Here is a 22,163-nt window from a genome sequence, read left to right as displayed (position 1 = left end):
ATGCTGCTCTCCGTGATCGTGCCCACCTTCAACGAGGCCGGCAACATCGAGGAACTCCTCCGGCGGATCGACACCGCGTGCCGGGGGATCGACGCCGAGGTGATCGTCGTGGACGACTCCTCCGACACCACACCCCAGGAGGTGGAGCGGTACGCGTCCGGGGTGCTGGTGCCCGTGCACCTGCACCACCGGGACAAGCCCGAGGGCGGCCTGAGCGGTGCCGTGGTGGCCGGTGTCACCGCCAGCAGCGCCACCTACTGCCTCGTGATGGACGGCGACCTGCAGCACCCGCCGGAGCTGATCCCCGTGCTCCTTGCACAGCTCGAACGGGAGAGTGCCGACGTGGCGGTGGCCTCGCGGTACTGCGGAGCGGGCGGGAACAACGACGGCCTGGCGAATGCGTACCGCAAGCTCGTGTCCACCGGCGTCACCACCGTCACCCGCGCCCTGTTCCCGGTGCGTCTGCGCCACTGCACCGACCCCATGACCGGGTTCTTCGCCTTCCGGCGCTCGCAGGTGGACCTCGCCTCGCTGCACCCCAACGGCTTCAAGATCCTCCTCGAGATCCTCGTGCGGAACAGGCTGAAGGTCACCGAGGTGCCGTTCGTCTTCGCGGAGCGCACGGCCGGGGAGTCCAAGGCCACGCTCAACCAGGGTCTGCGCTTCCTGCGCCAGCTCGGCGAGCTGCGTGCCGGGCGGGTGGGGCTGTTCGCCGTCGTCGGCGGGATCGGCACGGTGCTGAACCTGTTGATCATGGGCTGCCTGTTGGCGTTCGGGGTGCACTACGTCCCCGCGGCGATCGTGGCCGCAGAGCTCACCATCCTCACCAACTTCGTGATGCAGGAGAAGCTGGTGTTCGCGGGTGACCGCCGCACCGAGTCCGCCGTGCGCACCCGGTTCCTGCAGTCCGTGGGCTTCAACAACGTGGAAGCCCTGCTGCGGATGCCCGTCCTGGTGCTGCTCGTGGAGATGCTCGCGTTCAACAGCATCCTGGCGCAGGCCGGCACGCTGGCCGTGGCCTTCGTGGTGCGCTACATGTTCCACGCCAAGGTGGTGTACCGGAAGCGGGACACCACGCCGGACCTCGTGGGTGTCGGCGAGACCGAGGCCGTGGCCACCGCACCGGCGGCTGCGGACGAGTTGCTCCTCGATCCGGAGCCCGGCCGCGGGGTTCCCGCTGCCGACCCGGATCTCGGCGGCTCAGCCGTCGATCCCGGTCGGGCGAACGTCGCCGCCGGGGCCGCCGGGACTACCGGAGCCGTCACCGGCGTGCGGGCCGGGCGGCGTGCTGCCGCCGTCGAGCCCGGTCAGGACGACGACGTGACCGGGCAGGTCCGCGAACCGGTCGGTCGGCACCGGTTGAGGGCCGTGGCCCCGCCGGCTCTGCCGGTCTCGCTCGTGCAGGCGGAGGACGCCGTGATCGCGCCCTTCACGGCGCAGCGGCAGGCGCCGCCCTAGCCGCGAGCGCCGGGTGCGCCGTCCGGGGCGGACGGCGCACCCGGCGCCGAGAAGGCGAGCTGGGCGTTGCGCACCAGGATGCCCACCGTAACCACGTCGGCCTGCTTAGGTAGCACTGGGATGCCCGCGCACCCTCCCCGGTGGCACGATTGGGGCGAGGAAACCCTGCGTCAGCGCAGGGGAACGCGACCCGATCCGAGGAGCCCACCGTGCCCGTGGTTGAAACACCCGTGACGCTCACCCCGCTGGACGCCGGACTGACCGACGCCGAGGTGCGCCGCATCCGCAACGACTTCCCGATCCTCGGCACCGAGATCAACGGCTCCCCGCTGGTCTACCTCGACTCGGGCGCCACCTCGCAGAACCCCACCAGCGTGATGGAGGCCGAGCAGGAGTTCTACGAGCAGCGCAACGCCGCCGTGCACCGTGGCGCCCACACCCTCGCGGTCGACGCCACCGACGCCTACGAGGACGCCCGCGCCGCCGTCGCCCGCTTCATCGGCGCACGGGTGAACGAACTGGTATGGACCTCCAACGCCACCGAGGGCATCAACCTCGTGGCGTACGCGATGTCCAACGCGGCGGCCGGGCGCGGTGGGGAGGCCGCCCGCCGGTTCGCCGTCGGCCCCGGCGACCGCATCGTGGTCACCGAGATGGAGCACCACGCCAACCTGATCCCCTGGCAGGAACTCGCGGCCCGCACCGGGGCCGAACTGCAGTTCATCCCCGTGGCCGACGACGGCACGCTGCGCCTCGAGGACGCCGCCGCCGTGATCACGCCGAACACGCGCCTGGTGGCGTTCTCCCACGCCTCCAACGTGCTGGGCACCATCAACCCGGTGGGCGAGCTCGTGGCGCTCGCGCAGGCGGTGGGCGCCCTCACCCTGCTGGACGCCTGCCAGTCCGTACCGCACCTGCCCATGGACGTGAAGGCGCTCGACGTGGACTTCCTCGTGTTCTCCGGGCACAAGATGCTGGGCCCCACCGGCATCGGGGCGCTCTACGGGCGGGCGGAGCTGCTGAACGCCATGCCGCCGTTCCTCACCGGCGGCTCCATGATCACCACCGTGACCATGGAGCGGGCCGAGTACCTGCCCGCCCCCAACCGCTTCGAGGCCGGGACGCAGCGCATCTCCCAGGCCGTGGCGCTCGGTGCGGCGGCGAACTACCTCGCCGAGACCGGGATGGAGCGCGTCGAGGCGTGGGAAGCCGCGCTCGGCGCTCGCCTGGTGGAGGGCCTCGGGGCGATCCCCGGCATCCGGGTGCTCGGTCCCGGTTCGGGTCTGCCGCGCATCGGGCTCGCCGCGTTCGACGTCGACGGCGTCCACGCCCACGACGTCGGGCAGTTCCTCGACGACAGGGGGATCGCCGTGCGGGTGGGCCACCACTGCGCCCAGCCGCTCCACCGGCGCCTCGGCCTCACCGCCACCACGCGCGCCAGCACCTACCTCTACACCACCACGGACGAGGTGGACGCGTTCCTGGACGCCGTCGCCGGGGTCCGCCCTTTCTTCGGAGCATCCTCATGAGCGCGGGCCTCGAGCAGCTGTACCAGCAGATCATCCTGGACCACGCGAAGGAACGCTACGGTTCACCGCTGCGGGAGTACGACGGCGCGGGGCGTGCGGGTGAGTCCCACCAGCTGAACCCGGTGTGCGGGGACGAGATCACGCTGCGCGCCGGCGTGGCGGACGGCTCCGTGACCACCGTGACCTGGGACGGGGCGGGCTGCGCCATCTCCATGGCCTCAGCCTCCGTGCTCACCGGGCTCGCCGAGGGTCTTCCGCGCGACGAGGTGCTGGTGCTGGTGGACGCGTTCCGCGAGGTGATGCGGTCGCGCGGGAGGATCGAGGCGGACGAGGAGGTGCTGGGAGACGCCGCCGCCTTCTCCGGCGTCTCGCGCTTCCCGGCCCGGGTGAAGTGCGCCATGCTCGCCTGGGTGGCCCTCGAGGAGTCGCTGCTGGCCGCGAACGGCTGAACCGTCGTCGTCGCCCGCGGCTGGATCAGTCCGCGGGCTGCGGCAGCTGCAGGGTGAAGCGGCTGCCCTCGCCCGGTGTGCTGGTCACGGTGATGCTTCCGCCGTGCTCGCTCACGATGCTCTTGGTGATCAGCAGCCCCAGCCCCACACCCGGCACGGTGGAGGTGCGCGCCGAGGGGGAGCGGAAGAAGCGGTCGAAGACATGGAGCAGATCCTCCTCCTCGATACCGACCCCGGTGTCCTCGACCCGGACGGTCAGCCCCTCCGCGTCGAGGCAGGCGTCGAGGGTGATGCTGCCGCCCGTCCTGTTGTACTTCGTGGCGTTGCTCACCAGGTTGTCCACGGCCTGCGCCAGCCGCACCGGGTCCGCCACGGCGGTGAGGCACGACGGCGCCCGGTTCCTCAGGTGCAAACCCGCCCGTTCCGCGCAGGGCAGGGCGGACGCCGCCGCCTCCTGGAGGAGCCGCCCCACGTCCGTGACGACCGGGTGCACCTCGAACGTGCCGGCGTTGATCGCGAGGAGATCCTCCACCAGCCGCTCCAGGCGCAGGACGTTGCGCCGTACCACCTGCAGATTCCGGAGCACCTGCTCCGGGAGGTCCGTCTCGATCGTGAGGTCGAGGTAGCCGAGGATCGAGGTCAGCGGGGTGCGGAACTCGTGCGAGACGTTGGAGAGGAAATCGTCCTTGGCCTGCAGCGCCAGGATCAGCTCGGTGACGTCGTTGAAGGAGACCACCGTGCCCGCGTACGCGCCGGCGTCGTCGTGCATGGCACGCGAGGAGACCGCGATGGCGTGCTGCGAACGCCCGGTACCCACCCACACCTGCAGGGCCTCCAGGTCCTCACCACTGACGGCCCGCCGTACAGGACGCTCCTCCACGGGCAGGGGTGTCACGCGGTCCTCCCCGAAGATCAGCAGTTGCGTCTCGTCCGGGTCGCCGATGCCGGGAGGCGCTGCGGCCGCGTGGGCGCTGCGCTGCGGGGCGTTCATGATGAGGTCGTCGCCCTCGGCGTCCACCGCCAGGAGCCCCACGGGTACGGCGTCGAACACGGTGCTCAGGAGTCGCTCACGCTGCTGTCCGGCGACCATGCTCTCGCGCAGCTCCGCCCGTGACACCCGTAGCTCCTCCTGGCGTGCACGGTTGTCCCGGGTGAGTGCGCTGATGGTCAGGGCGAGGGCGATGAGCATCAGCGGCAGCATCACGGGCTGTACCACCTGGTCGAAGCTGATCCGGTACGGATCGAGCACCAGGGAGAGCCAGACCATCGCGAAGGACGGGACGGCGGTCAGCAGGACGGCCGTGCGCATGCGCACGTTGGAGGCCGCGATCCACACCACGGGGAGCGCCGCCACGAGTCCCACCGCCACATAGCCCTCGCCGGCCGATGCGCGGGACATCCCCACCGCCAGCAGGTTCACGAGAGGGACCAGGATCACGTACCGGCCGGGAACCCTGCTCCACGGGAGGATGCAGCAGACGGCGAGCACGACGACGGTGATGAGGAGACCGGTGACGAAGAGCGTGGGGGAGTGCAGCGCCGGCCGGTCTAGGAGGCCGAGCAGGACAGCCAGGCCGAGCGTGATGACAGTGGAGGTCTGGCTGAGGAGGATGCTCCGGCGGTGCGGTGTCCTCGGCCTGTCCGCATGACCGGAGAGGTCCAGGCCCTCCGCGCTCCATCCGTGGAATGGCGGGGCGGGGTCAGGGGCGGCGGTCTTCGAGGACATCGGGTACTCCATCGGCGTCGGCGTCCACGGTGTCGATCTCCTCGATGCGGCGGTAGTGCTTGTTCCGCAGGCGTAGGACGATGCTCGCGAGGAGCGCCGCCGTCAGCGAGGCCGTGAGGATCGCCACCTTCGCGTGGTCATTGTGCTCGTGGCCGGCACCGAAGCTGAGATCGTTGACCAGCAGTGAGACCGTGAAGCCCACCCCCGCCAGCATGCCCACACCCAGCAGGTCCCACCAGCTCAGTCCGGGATCGAAGGTGGCCTTGCGGGCGCGGGTGACCAGGAACGTGGTGAGCAGGATGCCGACCGGCTTGCCGAGCACCAGCCCGAGGACCACCCCGATGAGCACGGGATCGCCCAGGGCGCTGACGAAGCCCTCGACGCCGCCGATCAGGACCCCCGCGGAGAAGAAGGCGAACACCGGCACGGCGACACCGGTGGAGAGCGGGCGGAAGCGGTGCTCGAACACCTCGGCCAGCCCGGGGTGGCCGGGCCTGGGGGCCAGGGGTGGTCCGTCCGGGGTGGGGCGCAGGACCGGGATGCAGAAGCCGAGCAGTACCCCGGCCACCGTGGCGTGGACGCCCGAGGCGTGCATCAGCGCCCAGGTGACGATGCCGAGGGGCAGCAGGATCACCCACGGCGCCCACGTGCTAGCGCCGAAGAACCCCGACCTGCGCTGCGCGAGGAACGCGAAGAGCCCAAGCGGCAGCAGCATCCACAGGAGGTAGCCCGGGTGCACGTCGGTGGAGTAGAAGAACGCGATGATGGTGATGGCGATCAGGTCGTCCACCACCGCCAGGGTCAGCAGGAAGATCCGCAGCGCCCCGGGCAGGTGGGAGCTGATCACCGCGAGGACGGCGAGGGCGAAGGCGATGTCCGTGGCGGTGGGGATGGCCCAGCCGCGCAGGGTGTCCGGTGAGGTGAGGTTCACCGCCGTGTAGACGAGGGCCGGGACCAGCACGCCGCCGAACGCCGCGGCCACCGGCACGATCGCCCGGCTGATCCGCCGGAGGTCCCCGGAGACGAACTCCCGTTTGAGCTCCAGCCCCGTGAGGAAGAAGAACACCGCGAGCAGGCCGTCGGACGCCCACTGACCCACGGAGAGCCTCAGGTGCCACGGCTCGTACCCGAACTCGACGTCCCGCACCGCGAAGTAGGAGTCCGTGAGCGGGGAGTTGGCCCAGATGATCGCCACCGCGCTCGCGATCAGCAGCAGGATGCCACCCACGGTCTCCTTGCGGAGGATCTCCGTGATCCGCAGATGCTCGGGGGGGCTGGAGCGCTGGAGGATCACGGGGTGTGAGCCACCGCCCTGCGGGGTATCTCCCTGTGCCATGGGTGGCTCCTTCGTGGACCTGGTTCCTGGATGGGGAGGCGGGGGCCGGTGGCTCAGGCCACGAGGGCGCGGATGCCGATGACGGGCGTCGCGACTCCGAGGATCATCGACGTCGAGACGAGCATGAGGTGCACGGTGAGGAAGCGCGTGGGTGCACCCTTCTCGTCCCGTGCCCGCGGATCCTTCAGCACCCGGCGGAGGAACGGCGGCCAGACGATCAGCGACCACACCCCGGAGAGGATCAGGATCAGGGCCAGGGGAGTGGCGAGTTGCACGGGGAGTCCTTTCGGGGGCTGCGGGAGGAGGTGCGGGAGGTCAGTGGGTCTCGAGCCACTTCTTCGCCTCGGTGCCCTGCACGTTCAGGGCCTTGCCGATCATGGGCTCCGCAGAGGCGGCGATCTTCCCGCCGAGGAACGGGATGGACGAGGTCACGTTGCCCTGCAGGTCCACCACCGTGTCCGTCCCCTGCGCCACGAGGCGCTGCACGGCCGTGACGGTGAGCGGCACGTTCGCCACGGCCATGTTCACCGTGGCCCGCCGGGAGCCGTCCGCCTCGGGCGCATCCCACCGGTCCGTCTGCGTCACCGAGAGCGTCTCACCCACGAACTTCCGCGCCATCTCGGGGAGCCGCTGCGTGGGCAGGGTGCGTACGGCGGTGACGGTGAACGCCCCGGCGGGATCGCCGTCGACCGTGAGGGACTCCAGCGTGCCGCCCACGTACTCGCTCATGTGCCGCACGAAGCCCTCGTCCGTCAGCACACCGAGCACGGTGGCGGTGTCATAGGGGAGCGTGGTGGATGCGTTCAGTGCCATGATTCCTCCGGGGGCGCCCTTCGGGGCGGTAGGGGCAGGGGTCCTCGGTAATCCTACGGCCTGCACTCCTGCCCGAGCCGTGACGGCGGGCGGGCCGGCGAGGGCGGTGTCGGGGCTGGCGTCGGGGCTGGGTCAGTGCGACGTCGATGTCGGGGTGGTGCCGAAACGCACGGCTTTGTTGGGCGACGGCGCCGGATCCGCGGCGTGTCGGGCTGCGACACGCACTTCTCCCGTGGAAGCCGGACGTTTCGGCAGGCGCCTCAGGACGGAGCACGTACCGGGACGCCACGCACAGGCCGTCGCACCAGCCGCCGGAGCGTCCCGGAGGCGCACCAATCCCCGGCGGCGCCCGAGCACCCGGCGCAGGGGGGCGGACAAAGCGTCGGCAGCGGTTGTTAGGCTGGGAGAACCCCGGAGACGATTCGTCTTTCCGGGCTTTTGTGCTGTCTCCGCGCGTCCCTCCGGCCACCCGCCGCAGGGGACGACGGCGGAGGAACCCACGCCTGAGGAGCCTCGAACACCATGAGCCTGAACGGATTGCGCGCAGCGCTGGCCGAGGACGCGTCCTACGCACGCGTACGCACCAACGCCTCACGCCCTGTGGAGCAGCGCAGCGCGGACCTGCAGATCGGCGCACCCGCCGGCATGCGGGCGGCACTGCTCGCGGAGATGGTGGACGCGCTCCCCACCGCCGGGAACGGGAACGCCGGGAACGCCGCCTCTGGGAACGGAACCGGCGGCAACGGCACCCGGGCCGCGGACGACGCCGTCCCCGTGGTCCTCGCGATCACCGCCACCGGGCGCGAGGCCGAGGACCTCGCGGCCGCCCTGCGCAGCTACCTCCCGGAGAGCGCCATCGAGGAGTTCCCCAGCTGGGAGACCCTCCCGCACGAGCGCCTGTCCCCGCGCTCGGACACCGTGGGGCGCCGGCTCTCCGTGCTGCGCCGCCTCGCCCACCCCGAGGGTTCCCCGGTGAAGGTGATCACCGCGCCGATCCGCGCCGTGGTGCAGCCCCTGGTCGACGGCCTCGGCGACCTCGAGCCCGTGTCCCTCAAGGTGGGCGACGAAATTCCCTTCACCGACGTCGTCACGGCGCTCGCCGACGCCGCGTACGCCCGCGTGGACATGGTCACGCACCGCGGGGAGTTCGCCGTGCGCGGCGGGATCATCGACGTCTTCCCGCCCACGGAGGACCACCCCATCCGCGTGGACTTCTTCGGCGACGAGGTGGACCAGCTGCGCTGGTTCGCCGTGGCCGACCAGCGCTCGCTGACCACGGACGAGCCGCCCGCCGCCCTGTACGCGCCGCCCTGCCGCGAGATCCTCATCACCCCGAGCGTCATGTCGCGTGCCGCGAAGCTGCAGTCGGAGCTGCCCGCGGCGGCCGCGATGCTGGAGAAGATCGCCGGGGGCATCGCCGTCGAGGGCATGGAGTCCCTCGCACCGGTGCTCGTGGACGCCATGGTGCCGTTCGCCGGGGAGCTCCCGGCGGGCTCGATCGCCGGCGTCATCGAGCCCGAGAAGGTACGCGCCCGTGCCCACGACCTCGCGGCCCCCAACGAGGAGTTCCTCGCCGCCGCGTGGTCCACCGCGTCCGACGGCGGTGCCGCACCGCTGGATCTCGGCAGTGGACTCGGCACGGACCTGCAGGAGGCGAGCTTCCGCTCCCTCACGGACACCCGTGCCACGGCGCTCGCCAACTCGGTGGCGTGGTGGGGGATCACCTCCTTCGGCGCCGACGAGGAGCTGGCGGACGTGGACAGCTTCACCCTGCACGCCCGCGAACCGCGCGGCTACCAGGGCGACGTCGCCGAGATGATGGAGTTCATCGGCGGGCGGATGCGTGACCGGTGGCGCCTCGTGGTGGTCACCGAGGGCCCCGGTCCGGCGCAGCGCCTGGCGGAGCTGTTCGCCGACAACGACATCCCGTCCTCCCGCGTGGAGTCCCTGGACACTCCGCCGCAACCGGGCGTCATCGGCATCACCACGGGCTCTGCGGGCCGTGGCTTCGTGGTGGACGGCCTGAAGCTGGGTCTGCTCACCGAGGCCGACCTCCTGGGCCGCACCAGTGCCGCCGGCACCCGGGACATGCGGAAGATGCCCTCACGACGCCGGAACGCGGTGGACCCCCTGCAGCTGAAGGAGGGCGACTTCGTGGTGCACGAGCAGCACGGTGTGGCCCGCTTCGTGGAACTGCTCCAGCGCTCCACCGGCGCCGGCCCCACCCGCACCACGCGCGAGTACCTGGTGCTCGAGTACGCGCCGTCCAAGCGCGGCGCCCCGGGCGACCGCCTGTTCGTGCCCACGGACCAGCTGGACCAGGTGACGCGCTACGTGGGCGGGGACGCCCCGGCGCTCAGCAAGATGGGCGGCTCCGACTGGAGCAAGACCAAGAGCCAGGCGCGCAAGGCCGTCAAGGAGATCGCCGGGGAGCTCATCCGGCTGTACTCGGCGCGCATGGCCTCCCGCGGCCACGCGTTCGCCCCGGACACCCCCTGGCAGCGCGAGCTGGAGGAGGCCTTCCCGTACATCGAGACGCCGGACCAGCTGACCACCATCAACGAGGTCAAGGCGGACATGGAGCGCGAGATCCCCATGGACCGCCTGGTCTCCGGCGACGTGGGCTACGGCAAGACCGAGATCGCGGTACGGGCCGCGTTCAAGGCGGTGCAGGACGGCAAGCAGGTGGCGGTCCTGGTGCCCACCACCCTGCTGGTGCAGCAGCACTTCGAGACGTTCTCCGAGCGGTTCTCCGGCTTCCCGGTGCGCGTGCGCGCGCTCTCCCGGTTCCAGACCGCGAAGGAGTCCCGCGAGACGGCGGAGGGGCTCACCTCGGGCGCGGTCGACGTCGTCATCGGCACCCACCGCCTGCTCTCCAAGGAGACCACGTTCAAGGACCTGGGGCTCGTGATCGTGGACGAGGAGCAGCGCTTCGGCGTGGAGCACAAGGAGGCGCTGAAGAAGATGCGCACCAACGTGGACGTGCTCGCCATGAGCGCCACGCCCATCCCGCGCACGCTCGAGATGTCCCTGACCGGCATCCGGGAGACCTCCACGCTGGCCACCCCGCCGGAGGAGCGCCACCCGGTGCTCACCTACGTGGGCCCGTACACGGACAAGCAGGCCTCGGCCGCGATCCGCCGCGAGCTGATGCGCGAGGGCCAGGTGTTCTTCGTGCACAACCGGGTGTCCTCGATCGACAGGACGGCGGCGCACCTGAAGGAACTGGTGCCCGAGGCGCGCGTGGCCGTGGCGCACGGGCAGATGACGGAGTCCCGGCTGGAGCAGATCATCGTGGACTTCTGGGAGAAGCGGTTCGACGTGCTGGTGTGCACCACGATCATCGAGACCGGCCTGGACATCTCCAACGCGAACACGCTGATCGTGGACCGCGCCGACTCCTACGGGCTCTCCCAGCTCCACCAGCTCCGCGGGCGCGTGGGGCGCGGGCGGGAGCGGGCGTACGCCTACTTCCTCTACCCCTCGGAGAAACCGCTCGGCGAGGTGGCCCTCGAGCGGCTGAAGGCCGTGGCCGCGCACAACGAGCTCGGCGCCGGGATGCAGCTGGCCCTGAAGGACCTCGAGATCCGCGGTGCGGGCAACCTGCTGGGCGGGGAGCAGTCCGGGCACATCCAGGGCGTGGGCTTCGACCTCTACATCCGCCTGGTCGGCGAGGCCGTGGCGAGCTTCCGCGGGGAGGCCGAGGAGAAGGCGGCGGAGATGAAGATCGAGCTGCCCGTCAACGCCCACCTCCCGCACGACTACGTGCCGGGGGAGCGCCTGCGCCTGGAGGCCTACCGGAAGCTGGCCGCCGCTGTCACGGACGAGGGGATCGACGCCGTGGTGGCGGAGCTGAAGGACCGCTACGGGGAGCCGCCCGCCGCTGTGGAGAACCTGATCGCGGTGGCCCGGTTCCGGGTGTCCGCCCGCACGCTCGGCCTCACCGACGTGGCGCTGCAGGGCAACTTCATCAAGTTCGCCCCCGCCGAGCTCCCGGAGTCCAAGCAGCTGCGGCTGAACCGGTTGTACCCGGGGTCCTCCGTGAAGCCGGCGCTGAACGCGGTGCTGGTGCCCAAGCCGAAGACGGCGCGGATCGGGGGACGCGATCTGGTGGATGCGGACATCCTGGCCTGGGCCAAGAACGTGCTGGAGTCCGTGTTCACGCCCTGATCCCCGGACACACGAAGAGGCCGCCCCGTCGGGGCGGCCTCTTCGTGTGTCCATCCGGTCCGGTGGAAGTGCTTCCTCAGCGGATCAGGAGCTGACGCCCGCCGAGGTCTCCTTCTCGTCCGTCTGCTTGCCCCTGGCCAGGTTGTAGCCGGTGTCCGCGCGGCCCATGATGCCCTGCGGGATGAAGAACGCGAGGAACGAGAGGACCACCACGGCGCCCATCGGCCAGATGGTCTCGAGGCTGAGGAACGTCAGCAGGTAGATGCCGAGCAGGAACATCCCGAAGATGAGCACGAACCACAGAAGGTTGCTGACGAGGTGACCCTCCCCGGCGTGGCTGGGCTGGCGCTCCTGGGGCTGCTCGCGGTCCTCGGTTGACCGGCGGCTCTCCGTTGGCTGGTGCGACATTGGATCTCCTCGTGACGTGATGTGAGTGCTGCCCCGTCAGTACCCTGCGGCGCCCTGTTCACCCCTAACGATAGCGACTCCGGAGCTCGCACCGATACGCGTGGCCCCGGCGTCGATCATCGCACGGGCGTCCTCGAGCGAGCGGACACCGCCGGAGGCCTTGACGCCGAGGTCCGGGCCCACGGTCCGCCGCATGAGCGCGACGTCCTCCACGGTGGCGCCTCCGCCGTTGAACCCGGTGGAGGTCTTCACGAAATCGGCGCCCGCCTCCACGGCGGCCTCGCACGCGAGGACCTTCTGCTCGTCGGTGAGCAGGGAGGTCTCGATGATCACCTTCACGATCGCACCCTGCTCGTGGACGGCCTCGGCCACCGCGCGGATGTCCCCGACCAGCCGCTCACGGTCACCGGCACGGGCGGCGGCGATGTCGATCACCATGTCGATCTCGTCCGCGCCGTCGGCCACCGCGCCCACGGCCTCCAGCACCTTGATCTCGGTGGTGGTGGCGCCGAGCGGGAAGCCGACCACCGAGCAGGTGAGAACACCTGTGTCCTTGACCGCGGTGCGGACGGTGCTGACCCATACCGGGTTCACGCAGACGGACTTGAAGGAGTGCTCCACGGCCTCGCGGCAGACCGTGAGGATCTGCTCGCGCGAGGCGTCCGGCTTCAGCAGGGTGTGGTCGATGAAGGATGCGAGGGAGGCGTTGTTCGGCATGCTCCCATCCTTCCATGCGCGCCCGGCCGCGGATCTCCCCGACCTGCCAACGTCGATCCTCAGAGTCCGAGTGCCGCCCCGACGTCGCGCTTCACCGCGGCCAGCCGCTGCTGCGCGGCGATTCTGGCGTCCTCGAGGGACACGGCAGGGTCCGCCGGCTCGATCACCTCGAGGTAGCACTTGAGCTTGGGCTCGGTGCCGCTGGGGCGGATGATCACCCGGGTCTGATCCGCCGTCAGGTACAGCAGGCCGTCCGTGGGCGGCAGTGCAGCGGACCCCCGCGCGAGGTCCTCGCTCACCGTGAGCTCGGACCCGGCGAACGACGACGGCGGATGCTGCCGCAGCCGCGTCATCAGCTCGCCCAGGACGTCCAGGTCATCCACGCGGACGGAGAGCTGGTCCGAGGCGTGGAGGCCGTGGGTGCGGTAGGCGTCGTCGAGGAGGTCGAAGAGCGTGCGGCCCTCGGCCTTCGTGGCCGCGGCGAGTTCGGCGAGCAGCAGGGCGGCGGAGATGCCGTCCTTGTCCCGGACCAGCTCCGGTGCCACGCAGTACCCGAGGGCCTCCTCGTAGCCGAAGGAGAGCCCGTGGACCCGGGCGATCCACTTGAACCCGGTGAGGGTCTGCTCGTGGGGGACGCCGGACGCCGCGGCGATCCGGCCGAGCAGGCGGGAGGAGACGATCGAGTTGGCGAAGACGGCGGGTGCGTCCCCGCCCCGTGCCACCAGGTGCAGCCCGAGGAGGGTGCCCACCTCGTCTCCGCGCAGCATGCGCCAGGTCCCGGAGGCGGGTTCGCGGGCGGCGAGCGCCACGCGGTCGGCGTCGGGGTCGTTGGCGATCACGAGGTCGGCACCCACCTGCTCCGCCGTCTCCACGGCGAGGTCCAGCGCACCCGGTTCCTCCGGGTTGGGGAAGGCCACGGTGGGGAAGTCGGGGTCCGGTTCCGCCTGCAGCGCCACGAGGGTGACGTCGTCGAACCCGGCGCCGGTGAGCACCGCGCGGGCGGTGCGCCCGCCCACCCCGTGCAGCGGGGTGAGCACGATCCTCAGGTCCCGGTCCGTCCGCGCGGGGTCGGCGAGGTCGCGGACCCCGGCGACGTAGTCCGTCTCGATGGCCCCGGGCAGCACGTTCCACCCCTCGTCCGCCAGGTCCACGCTGTCCGTGGCGGCGATGTGCGCGGCGATCCCGGCGTCGTGCGGGGCCACGATCTGCACGCCGCGGGCGTCCTCCTCCACGGCGCGCCCGCCCAGGTACACCTTGTACCCGTTGTCCTGCGGCGGGTTGTGGCTCGCCGTGACCATGATGCCCACCTCGCAGGCCAGGGTACGGACGGCGTAGGCGAGCACCGGGGTGGGCAGTTCGCGCGGCATGAGGAACGTCTGGAGGCCCGCCGCGGTGAAGATCGCGGCCGTCTCCTCGGCGAAGATCCGCGAGTTGTGGCGGGCGGCGCAGCGGGCCCCGCGCGGGGCACGCAGGCGCCGGCGGCGAGGCCGGCGCGGGGGCGGCCCCCCCGGCGGCGGCGCGGCGTACCACCCCGCGGTTCATCCGGTTGGGCCCGGCCCCCAGCGCTGCGCGCAGACCGGCCGTGCCGAAGGCCAGCGGGCCCGAGAAACGGTCCCGCAGGTCCTCCTCGGCGGCGTCCGCGTCACTGCCGCCGGAGCGCACGCGGTCGGCGAGCGCGCGGAGCTCCCTGGCGGTCACCGGGTCCGGGTCGGTGCCCGCCCAGGAGTCGGCGTCGGCGAGGAGGGTGGCCAGGTCCGGGGTGCTCATGCGGGTCCCTACTGTGGTGATCGAGCTGTGGTGGTGGAGCGGTTGTTCGGTGTGCGGAGGTCGGGTCAGATCGCGGCGACGATGTCCGCGAGCAGCCTCGAGATCCGCGGCCCGGCGGCCTGCCCGGCCTCGAGCACCTCGGCGTGGCTGAGCGGCACCGGGCTGATGCCGGCGGCCAGGTTGGTGACCAGGGAGATCCCGAAGACCTCCATGCCGGCGTGCCGGGCGGCGATGGCCTCGAGCGCCGTGGACATGCCCACGAGGTCCGCGCCGATCCGCTTGGCGTACTGCACCTCGGCGGGGGTCTCGTAGTGCGGTCCGGTGAACTGCGCGTACACGCCCTCCTCCAGCGTGGGGTCCACGGTGCGGGCGAGGTCCCGGAGGCGGGGGGAGTAGAGGTCCGTGAGGTCCACGAACGTGCCGCCCTCGAGGGGGGACGACGCCGTGAGGTTGATGTGGTCGCTGATCAGCACCGGGGTGCCGGGCTCCCATTGCTCCTGCAGGCCACCGCACCCGTTGGTGAGGACCATCGTCGTCGCCCCTGCGGCAGCAGCGGTGCGCACCCCGTGGACCACGGCGCGCACGCCCTTGCCCTCGTAGAAGTGGGTGCGTGCCCCGAGCACCAGGGCGCGCTTGCCGTTCGGGGTGAGCACGGAGCGGATGGTGCCGGTGTGTCCCACCACCGCGGGGGCGGAGAAGCCGGGGATCTCGGCGGCGTCGAGCGTGTGGGTGGTCTCGCCGATCAGCTCGGCCGCCTCACCCCAGCCCGAACCGAGCACCAGTGCGGTGTCGTGCTGCTCGACCCCGGTGGCCCGGGCGATGGTGGCGGCGGCCTCGCGGGCCAGGTCGAAAGGATCGGAAGTCACCGCTACAACTTACTCGTTGGACGAGTGTTAATCACTCGCGCAACGAGTGATTCGGGGTCATGCCGCGGCCGTTCCCACGTTCCACCCGGGCGGTTACGTACCGGCCGTATGCTCCTGGCGATACCGCGCGCGGATCGTTTGGGCGCCCCGAGAAGCGTGGGGGAGAATGGGACGGTGACGAACCCACTCGATTTCAGTTCATTGCGCCTGGCGATCCTGGGCGGCGGACCCGGCGGGTACGAGGCGGCCATGGTCGCCGCCTCGCTCGGAGCGGACGTGACCATCGTGGAGCGCCAGGGCCTCGGCGGCTCGGCCGTCCTCACGGACGTGGTGCCGTCCAAGACCCTGATCGCCACCGCGGACACCATGACCCGCTTCACGGACGCCACCGGACTCGGTGTGCACTTCTCCGCGGACAGCACCGTGTACGCGGACCTCGACAAGGTGAACCAGCGGCTCCTGAAGCTCGCCGTGGAGCAGTCCTCGGACATCCGTGCCACGCTCGAGCGTCTCGGCGTCCGCGTGATCATCGGCTCCGGCAAACTCCTGGACAACCACCGCCTGGAGGTGGAGGCCGACGGCGGGACCACGGTCGTCGAGGCCGATGCCGTGCTCCTGGCCGTCGGCGCCACGCCGCGTGAACTGCCCTCGGCCAAGCCCGACGGCGAACGCATCTTCAACTGGACCCAGCTCTACAACCTCACCGAGATCCCCGAGCACCTGATCGTGGTGGGCTCCGGGGTCACCGGCGCGGAGTTCGCCAGCGCCTACAACGGCCTGGGCTCCAAGGTGACGCTCATCTCCAGCCGCGACCGCGTGCTCCCCGGGGAGGACGCCGACGCCGCCGAGGTGCTCGAGGGCGTGTTCAAGGACCGCGGCATGACCGTGCTCTCGCAGTCGCGGGCCAACGCCGTGGAGCGCACCGACGACGGTGTGCGGGTGCAGCTCGCGGACGGCCGCACGGTGGAGGGCAGCCACTGCCTCGTGGCCGTGGGTGCGGTGCCCCGCACCGCCGGGATCGGTCTCGAGGAGGCCGGGGTGGCACTCACCGAGTCCGGCCACATCGAGGTGGACGGCGTCTCGCGCACCACCGCCCCCAACGTCTACGCCGCCGGCGACTGCACGGGCGTGTTCGCGCTGGCCTCCGTGGCCGCGATGCAGGGCCGGATCGCCATCGCCCACCTCATGGGCGATTCCGTGAGCCCCATCAAGCTCAAGCAGGTGGCCTCCAACATCTTCACCTCGCCCGAGATCGCCACCGTGGGGGTCAGCGAGGAGGACATCGAGTCCGGACGGTACCAGGGCGACGTCGTGAAGCTCTCCCTGCACACCAACGCCCGCGCGAAGATGATGAACGTCAAGGACGGCTTCGTGAAGGTGATCTCCCGCAAGGGCTCCGGCACCGTGATCGGCGGTGTGGTGGTGGGCCCGCGCGCATCCGAGCTGATTTTCCCGCTGGCGCTCGCGGTGACCAAGAAACTGCACGTGGACGACGTCGCCAACACGTTCACGGTGTACCCGTCGCTCACCGGGTCCATCTCCGAGGCAGCGCGCCGGCTCCACGTACGGATCTAGTCCCGTACCGCTCGGCGGCGCTGGTCGGAGCCCTCACCGGGGTCGAGGGGAGAGGGGCGGGGATGGACATCGCGCTCTTCCTGGACGGCACGTGGCAGGATCGCGACGACTTCACCAACATCGTGCAGCTCTGGGAGCGCACCCCTGCTGCGGGCACCGCAGGAGCACCGCAGGAGACGTACTACGATCCGGGGGTCGGGACGGGCCACGGACTCCTGGAGCGTCTGCTCGGTGGTGCTTTCGGCTACGGCCTGGACCGGCACATCATCGACGCCTACCGCTTCATCGCCGACCACCACCACTCCGACGACGACCGGATCTACCTCCTCGGGTTCAGCCGTGGTGCTTTCACGGCGCGGAGCCTGGGCGGTGTGATCGCCAAGTGCGGGATCATCGCACCCGAGATCCTGTCCGCCGAGGCCGTCTTCGCCCGTTACCGGCGTGGAGGTGACGCCCCCGGCCTGCGCGAGATGCAGGCGGGGGAGGAACCGGCGACGACGGCGCAGGATCGTCTCCTGCTGGAACGATCGCGTCTCGTCCGCATCCGGTTCATCGGTGTCCTCGACACCGTCGGGAGCCTCGGCATCCCAGGCGGTCTCGGGCACTGGCTCTCACGCAGGCGGTACGCGTTCCACGACACCGCGCTCAGCGGGCTGGTGGATCACGCCTGTCACGCGGTGGCGATCGACGAGCACCGCGCACAGTTCACCCCCACGCTGTGGAGCGGTGTACCGATCCCGGTCGGCGACCACGTCACCCACGTGGAGCAACGCTGGTTCGTCGGCGCCCACTCCAGCATCGGCGGTGGGGGTACGTCGCGACCGAGCATCGACAATCCGCTCTCGGTGCTCACGCGTGAGTGGATCGCCGGTCGTGCTGCCCAGGCCGGGCTCGTGCTCCGGCTGCCCGTGGTACCTGTCGAAGGGGACGAGTGGCGTGGGCCGATCCGCGCCCCCCGTACGCTCGGTGGCCTGCTGCGTCTCCTCCCCGGGCGCAAGCCCCGGCTGCGCCCGGTACGCACGAGCACCGGTGAGACGATCGACGGTTCGGTGCTGCGCCGCTGGGGAACGGGGGCGCCGCCCTACCGCCCGGGGAACCCGAACCTCGCCGCGTGGGTCCGGGAGCTCACCGGGCGGTGAACCGAGTTCCCACGGTCCACATCGTGGACACGCTTATCCACGCTACGGACACCGATGGTCTGATGTCAGGATTCCACTGACGCACGGACGCCGTGCTGCTCATGCTCGTTCGTGGGCCCACGGCGTCTCGGGAGAAAGCCGACGCTCCATGACCTCCTCGACCTCCGCTGGTACCAGCGGGACCACCACGCCGCTGAACTCCCGGGGGAGGGTGATCTTCGCCAGCCTCATCGGCACCACCATCGAGTTCTACGACTTCTACATCTACGCCACGGCCGCCGTGCTCGTGTTCCCGGTGCTGTTCTTCCCCACGCAGTCGGACGCCAACCAGCTCCTGAGCTCCTTCGCCGTGTTCGGCGTGGCCTTCGTGGCCCGTCCGCTGGGGTCCATCCTGTTCGGGCACTTCGGCGACAAGGTGGGGCGGAAGGCCACCCTCGTGGGCTCCCTGCTGACCATGGGCATCGCCACCTTCCTGATCGGCGTCCTGCCCACCGCCGAAGGTGAGGCCTGGGTGTTCTGGGCGCCGTTCATGCTGGTGGTGCTGCGCTTCTTCCAGGGCCTGGCGCTCGGCGGTGAGTGGAGCGGTGCGGCACTGCTGGCCACCGAGAACGCCCCGGAGGGCAAGCGGGCCATCTTCGGGACGTTCCCGCAGCTCGGCGCCCCGATCGGGTTCATCCTCGCGAACCTGCTCTTCGTGCTCCTGAGCACCGCGTTGACCCCGGAGCAGTTCCTCGCCTGGGGATGGCGCGTGCCGTTCCTGCTCAGTGCCGTCATGGTGATCGTGGGCCTCTACGTGCGGCTCAAGCTGATCGAGAGCGCGTCCTTCCAGAAGGTGCAGCAGACGGGCAAGGTGGTCAAGCTCCCGCTCGGCTCCGTGTTCGCCAACCACTGGCAGCGGCTGCTGCTCGGGACGTTCATCATGTTCGCCACGTACGTGCTGTTCTACTTCATGACGGCCTTCACCCTCACCTACGGCACCAGGGCGTCCAGCATCGAGCAGGCCAGGTCCCGGGCCGAGGCCGCCGGTGGCGAGTTCACCGCTGCGCAGGAGGCGGCGTTCGTTCCCGGGCTGGGGATGGAGCGCACCGACTTCCTGTGGATGCTGATCATCGGCGTGGTGTTCTTCGGGATCTTCACCATCGTGTCCGGCCCGCTGGCGGAGCGCTTCGGCCGCCGGAAGATGCTCCTGGCCACCACCGTGGGCATCGCCGTCTTCGGTCTGCTCTGGGCGCCGCTGTTCGGGGCGGGGACCGTGGGCGCCATGGCGCTGCTGATCATCGGGTTCATCCTCATGGGTCTGACGTTCGGCCCCATGGCCGCCGTGCTGCCCGAGCTCTTCCCCGCCAACGTCCGCTACACGGGCTCCGCCGTGGCCTACAACGTCTCCAGCATGATCGGTGCCGCTCCGGCGTCCTTCATCGCCGTCGCGCTGTGGCAGCTCGCCGACGGCAGCACCGTGCTGGTGGGGGCGTACCTGAGCGTCGCTGCCGTCGCCACGTTCATCGCCCTGCTGATCTCGCGGGAGACCCGCGACAACGACTACGAGAACAACGTCGCCTGACCCTGACCCTGTCCTCCCGACCGACGACGGCGCGGCACCCGCTCGAGGGGTGCGGCGCCGTCGTCGTCCGTACCCGGACGCCACGGTGCAACGGGTACGCCGCCCGTACACTGGGAGCGATGCCGTCCGCTGGGGTGACGAGGGGATCGACGCATGCCCGGAGGGCATCAGGACAGCGGGAGCAGAGGACATGGAGCAGCAGGTACTCGCGGGGCGCTACGTCCTGGGCCCGCGCGTGGGTACCGGTGGCATGGCGGAGGTCTTCGAGGCCCACGACACCCGCTTGGAGCGGGACGTGGCCGTGAAGCTCTTCCGTGCCGGCGCCGCGGACGGCATCGAGCGGGGATCCGCCGAGGCACGGCTCCTGGCCGGCCTCGACCACCCCGGACTGGTGCGGGTGCTGGACATGGACGCCGGGGAGGAGTCGGGGGAGCGGGCGTACCTGGTGATGGAGCTGGTCCGCGGTCCGGACCTCAACGTCCTGCTGCGCAGCGCGGGAGCACTGGGGCGGGAGGGCGTCCGGCGGCTGGCCCTCGAGCTGGCCAGGACCCTCGAGTACATCCACGGCCGGGGCATCGTGCACCGCGACATCAAACCGTCCAACATCCTCACCCGGCCCGCCGAGCAGTACGGTGACAGATTCGGTCATCTCCTCACCGATTTCGGGATCGCCCGGTTCTTCGACGGCGGACGGCTCACGGCCACCGGCCAGGTGATCGGCAGCGCCGCGTACTTCAGCCCCGAGCAGGCCCGCGGCGACGACGTGGGGCAGGCCTCGGACGTCTACTCGCTCGCACTGGTGCTCATCGAGTGCCTCACCGGGGAGAAGGCCTTCCCGGGAACGGGAGTGGAGAGCGCCCTGGTGCGTCTGCACCGGGGCCCCTCGATACCGCACGCCGCCGGGCCCGGCCTGTCCGCCGTGCTGATGTCCATGACACTGGACGATCCCGGGGCGCGTCCCACTGCGGCGGCGCTGGTGCGGTCGCTGACGGCGCTCGGTCCGCTGCAGCCGCACGCAGACGCCCTTGACCGCCAGGATCCCGACGACGAGGGCGACGACGACACGACCGCAGCATCGGCGGCGGTGCCCTCCTCGGCGCCCTCGTCAACGGGATCCTCCCCGACCGCCGCGGCGTCCGGGTCCGACACGTCGTCCTTCGCGCCGACGTCGGCCACTGCCGCGCACACCACTGCTGCGCCGGCCACTGCCGCGCCGCCGTCACCTCGTGCCGTGCCGCTCCCGGACGAGCTCGGGACCGCGGTCCTGGCCCGATCGGAACCGATGACGCGGGCGGTGGGGGCATCGGGGAGCGACGCCGGTACGCGCACGCGCGCCCCGGACACCGCGCGCCTCACCCGTGCGCTCCCCACCGGGACCGCGTCCACCGCGGCACTGCGCACGGAGGCCTCCGATCGGACGGAGCGCCACCGGGTGCCGGACATGCCTCCCGGTGATCGGGTGACCACGGGACGCACTCCGAGGAAGCGCAGGCGCACCCTGCTCCGGATCGTCACGTTCGGAGTGCTCCTGGCCATCGCGATCGGGCTGTGGAGCAGTGGCGTGCTGGACGTCGGGTCCGCCCCCGATCTTCCCCCGCTCCCGCCGGTCCCCGGTGAGACCGGGAAGCGACTGCAGGAACTCTACGAAAGCGTGCAGCCATGAAGTTCCGCTGGACAGTGACGGTCCCGGCCCTCCTCCCCGCGCTGCTGCTCACGGGGTGCAGCGACGGGGCGCTGGACACCGATCTCGCGCGAGAGCTGCAGGCCGACGTGCGGCGCATTGCCGATACCGCGGCGGACGGGAACTCCGCGGGCGCCATCACGCTCGCGCGGGCCCTGGAGGCCGATGGGCAGAGCGCCCGGGCGGAGGGCACGGTGACGGAGGATCGCGCCACGGTGATCGGTGACACCATCGAGGAGCTGATCGCCTCACTCGAAGCGGACGGGATGCAGTTCCAGGAGGAGCCTGCGCCCGCCGAGGAGACCGTGGAACCCGCACCCGCGGACACCGCTCCCGCGCAGCCCGACCCGGTGCCTGCGACACCACAGCAGGAGCCCGACGAGGCGGACGAACCGGATGAAGCGGACGAACCGGACGCGGCGGGGGAACCCGAGCCGGTGGACCCCGCGCCGGCTCCTGAGCAGCCCCCGCCCGCGTCCCCGGCGCCATTGCCCGCCCCGGGGGGCGGCGGCGCGGGGGGCGCCCCCGCCGAGGGTGGCGCCGGCGATGTCCCAGGCGACCAGGGGATCGGAAACTGGGGTAACGGTACCGGTAACGGTAACGGTAACTCGGGCAACGGTGGCAGCCCGGGTAACGGCAACGGCAGCAGCGGTCGGGGTAACGGCGGCTAACCGGGATGTGCAGGTCGGGTCGGTCGCACTCGCCCGATCAAGGCCACCACCGGGCCCGGCGCCCGACCTCCCGGCACGGAGGTCCACGCAGCACCGCCCGCCGGTGGGTCACGGCGGGCGGTGCTGCGTGCGGTGGCGGTGACCCGGCGTCGGTTCAGTCCTGGATGGTCGCGATCACGGAGCCGGCCGAGACCGTGGCGCCGGGGTCGCTGGTCAGCCCGGGGGTGGGGCCCGCCCTGGGCGCGGGGAGCGGCCGCCCCCTCTTCCTGGCTTCGAGGACCACCACCGGAGCGCCCC

General features: G+C 71.1%; 16 protein-coding genes and 1 pseudogene. 9 read left to right on the top strand and 8 right to left on the bottom strand.

Annotated features, from left to right (window positions below):
* The 3 genes from AC792_RS10315 (at position 1) to sufU (ending at position 3,436) form a co-directional block, all read left to right on the top strand.
* Entirely contained in the window at positions 1-1,458 is a 1,458-nt protein-coding gene (locus AC792_RS10315) for a glycosyltransferase (protein WP_082177647.1), read from the top strand.
* 209 nt (positions 1,459-1,667) lie between these two features.
* Entirely contained in the window at positions 1,668-2,987 is a 1,320-nt protein-coding gene (locus tag AC792_RS10310) for a cysteine desulfurase (RefSeq protein ID WP_049830443.1), read from the top strand.
* Positions 2,984-3,436, top strand: a complete 453-nt coding sequence (sufU, locus tag AC792_RS10305) for a Fe-S cluster assembly sulfur transfer protein SufU (RefSeq protein ID WP_049830442.1) — start codon at positions 2,984-2,986, stop codon at positions 3,434-3,436. The genes AC792_RS10310 and sufU overlap by 4 nt, the downstream gene beginning before the upstream one ends.
* A 25-nt stretch (positions 3,437-3,461) precedes the next feature.
* On the opposite strand, the gene AC792_RS10300 is transcribed toward sufU, so the two are convergent.
* Genes AC792_RS10300 through AC792_RS10285 form a run of 4 tightly spaced genes read right to left on the bottom strand, consistent with a single transcriptional unit; the run spans position 3,462 to position 7,311 of the window.
* Entirely contained in the window at positions 3,462-5,162 is a 1,701-nt protein-coding gene (locus AC792_RS10300) for a sensor histidine kinase (RefSeq protein WP_152916138.1), read from the bottom strand.
* Positions 5,137-6,498, bottom strand: coding sequence for a Na+/H+ antiporter NhaA (gene nhaA, locus AC792_RS10295; protein WP_049830440.1), 1,362 nt, complete (start codon positions 6,496-6,498; stop codon positions 5,137-5,139). Before nhaA ends, AC792_RS10300 begins: the two co-directional genes overlap by 26 nt.
* A gap of 53 nt (positions 6,499-6,551) precedes the next feature.
* Positions 6,552-6,773 (bottom strand): SCO4848 family membrane protein, encoded by a 222-nt coding sequence (locus AC792_RS10290; RefSeq protein WP_049830439.1) that lies wholly within the window; start codon positions 6,771-6,773, stop codon positions 6,552-6,554.
* A gap of 40 nt (positions 6,774-6,813) precedes the next feature.
* Positions 6,814-7,311 (bottom strand): DUF2505 domain-containing protein, encoded by a 498-nt coding sequence (locus AC792_RS10285; RefSeq protein WP_049830438.1) that lies wholly within the window; start codon positions 7,309-7,311, stop codon positions 6,814-6,816.
* A 522-nt stretch (positions 7,312-7,833) separates the two neighbouring features.
* Between AC792_RS10285 and mfd the strand changes: the two genes are divergently transcribed.
* The gene (mfd, locus tag AC792_RS10280; protein ID WP_049830437.1) at positions 7,834-11,481 is read left to right on the top strand and encodes a transcription-repair coupling factor; all 3,648 of its coding nucleotides are present in this window, start codon (positions 7,834-7,836) and stop codon (positions 11,479-11,481) included.
* Positions 11,482-11,565: 84 nt separating this feature from the next.
* Here the strand turns inward: mfd and AC792_RS17525 are convergent, their stop codons facing one another.
* The 4 genes and pseudogenes from AC792_RS17525 to AC792_RS10260 all read right to left on the bottom strand — a co-directional run bounded on the left by AC792_RS17525 (position 11,566) and on the right by AC792_RS10260 (position 15,239).
* Positions 11,566-11,889: a hypothetical protein gene (locus tag AC792_RS17525; protein WP_049830436.1), complete on the bottom strand. Its 324-nt coding sequence runs from the start codon at positions 11,887-11,889 to the stop codon at positions 11,566-11,568.
* 36 nt (positions 11,890-11,925) lie between these two features.
* Positions 11,926-12,606: a deoxyribose-phosphate aldolase gene (gene deoC / locus AC792_RS10270; protein ID WP_049830435.1), complete on the bottom strand. Its 681-nt coding sequence runs from the start codon at positions 12,604-12,606 to the stop codon at positions 11,926-11,928.
* 59 nt (positions 12,607-12,665) lie between these two features.
* Positions 12,666-14,373: pseudogene (locus tag AC792_RS10265) on the bottom strand (phospho-sugar mutase).
* 65 nt (positions 14,374-14,438) lie between these two features.
* Positions 14,439-15,239 carry a purine-nucleoside phosphorylase gene (locus tag AC792_RS10260; protein ID WP_049830434.1) on the bottom strand — a complete coding sequence of 267 codons (801 nt, stop codon included), beginning with the start codon at positions 15,237-15,239 and terminating at the stop codon, positions 14,439-14,441.
* Positions 15,240-15,413: 174 nt separating this feature from the next.
* On the opposite strand from AC792_RS10260, the gene AC792_RS10255 reads away from it, so the two are divergent.
* The 5 genes from AC792_RS10255 to AC792_RS10235 all read left to right on the top strand — a co-directional run bounded on the left by AC792_RS10255 (position 15,414) and on the right by AC792_RS10235 (position 21,866).
* Positions 15,414-16,814: an NAD(P)H-quinone dehydrogenase gene (locus AC792_RS10255; RefSeq protein ID WP_049830433.1), complete on the top strand. Its 1,401-nt coding sequence runs from the start codon at positions 15,414-15,416 to the stop codon at positions 16,812-16,814.
* A gap of 62 nt (positions 16,815-16,876) precedes the next feature.
* Positions 16,877-17,953, top strand: a complete 1,077-nt coding sequence (locus AC792_RS10250; protein ID WP_049830432.1) for a DUF2235 domain-containing protein — start codon at positions 16,877-16,879, stop codon at positions 17,951-17,953.
* Between the two features lie 148 nt (positions 17,954-18,101).
* Positions 18,102-19,514, top strand: a complete 1,413-nt coding sequence (locus AC792_RS10245; RefSeq protein WP_049830431.1) for an MFS transporter — start codon at positions 18,102-18,104, stop codon at positions 19,512-19,514.
* Between the two features lie 190 nt (positions 19,515-19,704).
* Complete coding sequence (locus tag AC792_RS10240) at positions 19,705-21,177, top strand: serine/threonine-protein kinase (RefSeq protein WP_049830430.1); 1,473 nt, start codon at positions 19,705-19,707, stop codon at positions 21,175-21,177.
* A complete protein-coding gene (locus tag AC792_RS10235) occupies positions 21,174-21,866 on the top strand; it encodes a hypothetical protein (protein ID WP_049830429.1) in 693 nt (230 codons plus the stop codon). The genes AC792_RS10240 and AC792_RS10235 overlap by 4 nt, the downstream gene beginning before the upstream one ends.
* Positions 21,867-22,163: the final 297 nt, after the last annotated feature.

It is taken from the genome of Arthrobacter sp. RIT-PI-e (assembly GCF_001187915.1).
In the GTDB taxonomy this organism is placed as follows: Bacteria; Actinomycetota; Actinomycetes; order Actinomycetales; family Micrococcaceae; genus Arthrobacter_D.
The sequence above is the reverse complement of the archived record's forward strand: the minus strand, read 5'-3'. Positions and strand labels throughout refer to the sequence as shown.